We start from the raw sequence: 4,560 nt of genomic DNA, 5'->3' as shown, positions 1-4,560 counted from the left end.
GCCGCGGCAAGAGGCGCGTAGTACGGCTCCTGCCGCGGCTGCACCCCGGCCTGGCGCGAACGCTCCCAGGAGCGCTGCACCGGCGGGCTGACCACGCTGTCCATCAGCGCGCCGCCCTCGGCGAAGCGCTGACGGGCGGCGGCCAATACCTGCTGCTGTTCCAGAACCATCGCGGCCATCGGTCGATCTCCACCTCGGACCGACAGCCTACTCCCGCAAAGCTGACTGGTACGTCGTCGCAGGCATGCACGCCTGCGACGGACCGTTTCACCCGCCGATGGTCAGGATCGGCTTGAGGGTGACACCGCGGGTGCTGTCCTCGGCGGCCTGGTTGATCTGATCCAGCGGGTAGAACTTGACCAGCTTGTCGAACGGGAAGCGGCCCTGCTGGTACAGCTGCACCAGCTGCGGAATGAACACCTTGGGCACGCTGTCGCCTTCGACGATGCCGCGGATGCTGCGCCCGCCGAGCAGCAGGTTGTTGACGTCGAACTCGGCCTTGGTGCCCAGCTTCGGCGCGCCGACCACGCCGATCACCCCCAACCCGCCGAGTGCCTCGATGCCCTGCGCGAGCACCTCCGGACGACCGGTGGATTCCAGTGCGAAGTTCGCGCCGCCGCCAGTGATTCCGCGCACCGCTTCAACCACATCGACCTCGCGGCTGTTGATCACGTGCGTGGCGCCCAGTTCCTTGGCCAGCTCCAGGCGCGAAGGCACCACATCGATGGCGATGATGGTGGTCGCACCGGCCACGCGTGCGGCCATTACCGCGCTCAGCCCGACCGCGCCGGCACCGAAGCTGGCGAAGCTGCTGCCGGCGGTCACCCTGAGCGAGTTGATCACCGCACCGGCACCGGTCTGGATGCCGCAACCAAGCGGGCCAAGCAGCTCGATCGGCGCATCATCGGGCACCTTGATCGCGTTGTTTTCGCGGCTCAGTGCGTAGGTGGCGAAGGAGGACTGCGCGAAGAAGTGATCGTGCAGCGGGTGGCCGTCCGGATCCTGGATCGCGGTGGAGCCGTCCAGCGCACCGCCACCGAAGTTCAGGCCGAAGAAATCCTTGCAGTAGGCACCGTGGCCGCCGCTGCAGGGGTTGCAGTGGCCGCAGGCGCCGTAGGTCAGCACGACATGGTCGCCAACCTTGAGGTCCTTCACGCCCGGGCCGAGTGCTTCGACGATGCCCGCGCCTTCATGGCCGAGCACCGCCGGCAGCGGCACGGGGTAGTACTGGTCCCGCACGATCAGGTCGGTATGGCACAGGCCGGTGGCGACCACGCGGACCAGCACTTCATCGTCCTGTGGGCCACGGATGCGCGCCTTCTCGATCGTGAAGGGCTGTTCTTTTTCGCGCACCACGGCCACGGTGATGTCGCGCAGTTCTGCTGTTGCAGTCATGAAGTTCTCCTGGATCAGATCGGGTACGCGGGGGCTTCGCCCTTGACGGTCATCCACTGCCACTGGGTGAACTCGTCGATGTTGGACGGGCCACCGATGCTGGTGCCGTTGCCCGAGGCGCCGACGCCACCGAAGGGATTGATCACTTCATCGTTCACGGTCTGGTCGTTGATGTGCAGCAGGCCGGTGCGCAGCCGTTCGCCCAGCTTCAGCGCGCGGCCCACGTTGCTGGACACGATCGCCATCGACAGGCCGTACTCGCTGTCGTTGGCCAGCTCCACCGCCTCGTCATCGGTATCGAACGGCACCACGACCGCGACCGGCGCGAAGATCTCTTCGTGGAAAGCCGGGTTGTCGCGGCTCACATCGCTGAGCACGGTCGGCTCGAAGTACAGATCCTTGTAGCCACCACCGGTTGCCAGGGTGGCACCGGCGGCCTGCGCCTGGGCAACGATGCGCGCGGCGTGGTCGCGCTGCTGGGCATTGATCAACGGCCCGATCGCCACCTCGCCGTCGGCCGGATTGCCAACCTTGAGCGATCTGGCCTTGGCCACCAGCTTTTCCAGGAAGCGCGCATGGATGCTGCGCTGGACCAGCACGCGGCCGGTGGCCATGCAGATCTGGCCCTGGTGCAGGTAGACGCCCCACGCCGTGTTGGCGATGGCCAGATCCATGTCCGCATCGTCGAGCACGATCAGCGAGTTCTTGCCGCCCAGTTCCAGCGACACCTTCTTCAGGTGTTTACCCGCCGCTTCACCGACCTTGCGCCCGGCACCCGTGGAGCCGGTGAACTGGATCATCGCAATGTTCGGGTCACTGGTCAGCGCCGCGCCGGCCGCACCATCGCCCGGCAACACGTGGAGCAGGCCAGCAGGCAGGCCAGCCAGTTCGAACAGGCGTGCGATCACGAAGCCGCCGCACACGGCGGTGCGCGGATCGGGCTTGAGCACCACCGCATTGCCCAGCGCCAGTGCCGGCGCCACCGCACGCATGGCCAGATACAGCGGGAAATTGAACGGCGCAATCACACCCACCACGCCGAGCGGGCGGCGGCGCGCCAGATTCAGACGGCCCGGTTCGGACGGCAGTACTTCGCCGATGCTGCGCGAAGGCAGTGCCGCCGCTTCATGCAGCGCCTTGGTGTTCACCTTGGCCTCGAAGCCGGCCTTGAGCTGGGTGGAGCCACTTTCGCGGACCAGCCACTGCACGATCTCGTCATTGTGCTCTTCGGCCAGTTGGGCGGCGCGGCGCAGGATCTGCGCGCGGGTGTCATACGGGGCACTGGCCCAGCCGCGCTGTGCGTTGGCGGCGGTGGCGGCGGCGCGCGCGATCTGCGCCGGGTCGGCCATCGCGATCTCGCCGAGGCGTTCGCCGGTGGCCGGCTCGACCACGTCCTGGGTGCCAGCACCCCGGCTCCACTGACCCTCGAACAGCTTGCCGGACCACGTGGCCGTCGGCAGGAATGCGTGTGTTGCCATCACTGAGAACTCCTTGCGTCGTGTACCCGGCCATTGGATACCTGCGGCGGGCCACTGCCTATTGGCCGTTGGCTCGATCACTGCAAGTGATTGCCGGATAAGGATTTATCAGGATGACGGGTGTCCAGTTAATGGACAGTGGAGCCGAGCATCCGCCCGCTTCACCGCCGCGCCGTACAATCAACGGCCCCAGCCAGCGACACCGCCCGCCATGAACGATGCTTCCCCCACTGCCACCCACGACCCCATTGCCGAGACCCGGAAATGGCTGGAGCAGATCGTCATCGGCCTGAACCTGTGCCCGTTCGCCAAGGCGGTGTACGTGAAGGACCAGGTGCGGTTCGTGCTCAGCGATGCGACCACCCCGGAAGCCCTGGTGGAAGAGCTGGCCGAAGAGCTGATCCTGCTGCGCGATACGCCAGCCGAACAGATCGACACCACGCTGATCGTGCATCCGGACGTGCTGACCGATTTCCTGGACTACAACGACTTTCTCGACAACGCCGATGCCGCGATCGAGGCACTGGATCTGCAGGGCATCCTGCAGGTGGCCAGCTTCCATCCGCAGTACCAGTTCGCCGGCGCGGCGCCGGATGACGTGAGCAACTACACCAACCGTGCGCCCTACCCGACCCTGCACCTGCTGCGCGAAGACAGCGTCGAGCGCGCCGTCGCCGCGTTCCCGGATCCGGACGTGATCGTGGAGCGCAACATCGACACGCTGGACAAGCTCGGCATCGAAGGCTGGACGCGCCTGCTGGGCCGCAACGACATGCCGCCGTGCCACTGACCCCGGCCATTCTCGACTGGCCGGCACAGCCGCTGCGCGATCGCGTGGTGGTGATCACCGGCGGTGCGCAGGGCGTGGGACGCGGCATCGCGCAGTCGGTGCTGGGCGCCGGCGGCAGCGTGATGATTGCCGACCTGGATGCCGATGCCGGCAAGGCCTGTTTGACCGAATGGGCGCTGCCGGAGCGCGCGGCGTTCCAGCGCGCGGACGTGGCCAGCGAGCGCAGTGTGCAGGCGCTGATCAAGGCGACGATGAAGCGCTTTGGCCGTATGGATGGCCTGGTCAACAATGCCGGCATCGCCAGTGCCCATGGCACGCCGTTGGCGGAGATGCCGCTGGCTGAGTGGCAACGCCGCCTTTCCAGCCTGCATGGCGCCTTCCTGTGCAGCAAACACGCCCTGCCCGCCCTGCGCGAGCATGCCGGGGCCATCGTCAACATCGCCTCGACGCGTGCATGGCAGTCCGAACCGGACAGTGAAGCCTATGCCGCGGCCAAGGGCGGGCTGGTCGCCTTCACCCATGCACTCGCGTTGAGCGAAGGGCCGGCGGTGCGGGTCAACAGCATCAGCCCCGGCTGGATCACCACCGATGCCTGGCAGGCACCCTCACGCCGGCGGACGCCCAAGCTCTCGCGCCGCGATCAGGCGCAGCATCCGGTCGGCCGGGTTGGCCAGCCGCCGGACATCGGCGCACTGGCCGTATTCCTGCTCTCGGACCTGGCCGGTTTCATCACCGGCCAGGACCACATCGTCGACGGGGGCATGACCCGCACGATGATCTACGCCGAATGAGCCACGTGCCGTCCGATCAGGCTGCTGGGTAGTGCCGGCCGCTGGCCGGCTCCTCACGTTGCATGACACCCCGCCCCTGGCGGCAGGATGCAGAGCCGGCCAGCGG

At 67.2% G+C, this 4,560-nt stretch carries 4 protein-coding genes; 2 read left to right on the top strand and 2 right to left on the bottom strand.

Annotation, left to right across the window (positions count from 1 at the left end; translation table 11 throughout):
* Positions 1 to 267 precede the first annotated feature (267 nt).
* Positions 268 to 1,395, bottom strand: a complete 1,128-nt coding sequence (locus QMX81_RS20490) for an NAD(P)-dependent alcohol dehydrogenase (RefSeq protein ID WP_282264272.1) — start codon at positions 1,393 to 1,395, stop codon at positions 268 to 270.
* Between the two features lie 14 nt (positions 1,396 to 1,409).
* Complete coding sequence (locus QMX81_RS20485; protein ID WP_282264270.1) at positions 1,410 to 2,873, bottom strand: benzaldehyde dehydrogenase; 1,464 nt, start codon at positions 2,871 to 2,873, stop codon at positions 1,410 to 1,412.
* Positions 2,874 to 3,084: 211 nt separating this feature from the next.
* On the opposite strand from QMX81_RS20485, the gene QMX81_RS20480 reads away from it, so the two are divergent.
* The gene (locus tag QMX81_RS20480) at positions 3,085 to 3,663 is read left to right on the top strand and encodes a DUF1415 domain-containing protein (protein WP_121040013.1); all 579 of its coding nucleotides are present in this window, start codon (positions 3,085 to 3,087) and stop codon (positions 3,661 to 3,663) included.
* A complete protein-coding gene (locus QMX81_RS20475) occupies positions 3,654 to 4,454 on the top strand; it encodes an SDR family oxidoreductase (protein WP_282264269.1) in 801 nt (266 codons plus the stop codon). The genes QMX81_RS20480 and QMX81_RS20475 overlap by 10 nt, the downstream gene beginning before the upstream one ends.
* The last annotated feature ends 106 nt before the right edge of the window (positions 4,455 to 4,560 follow it).

Source organism: Stenotrophomonas sp. PS02301, from assembly GCF_029959485.1.
GTDB lineage: Bacteria > Pseudomonadota > Gammaproteobacteria > Xanthomonadales > Xanthomonadaceae > Stenotrophomonas > Stenotrophomonas maltophilia_Z.
Note: the sequence above shows the minus strand (reverse complement) of the source record. Positions and strands in the feature narration are given on the sequence as shown.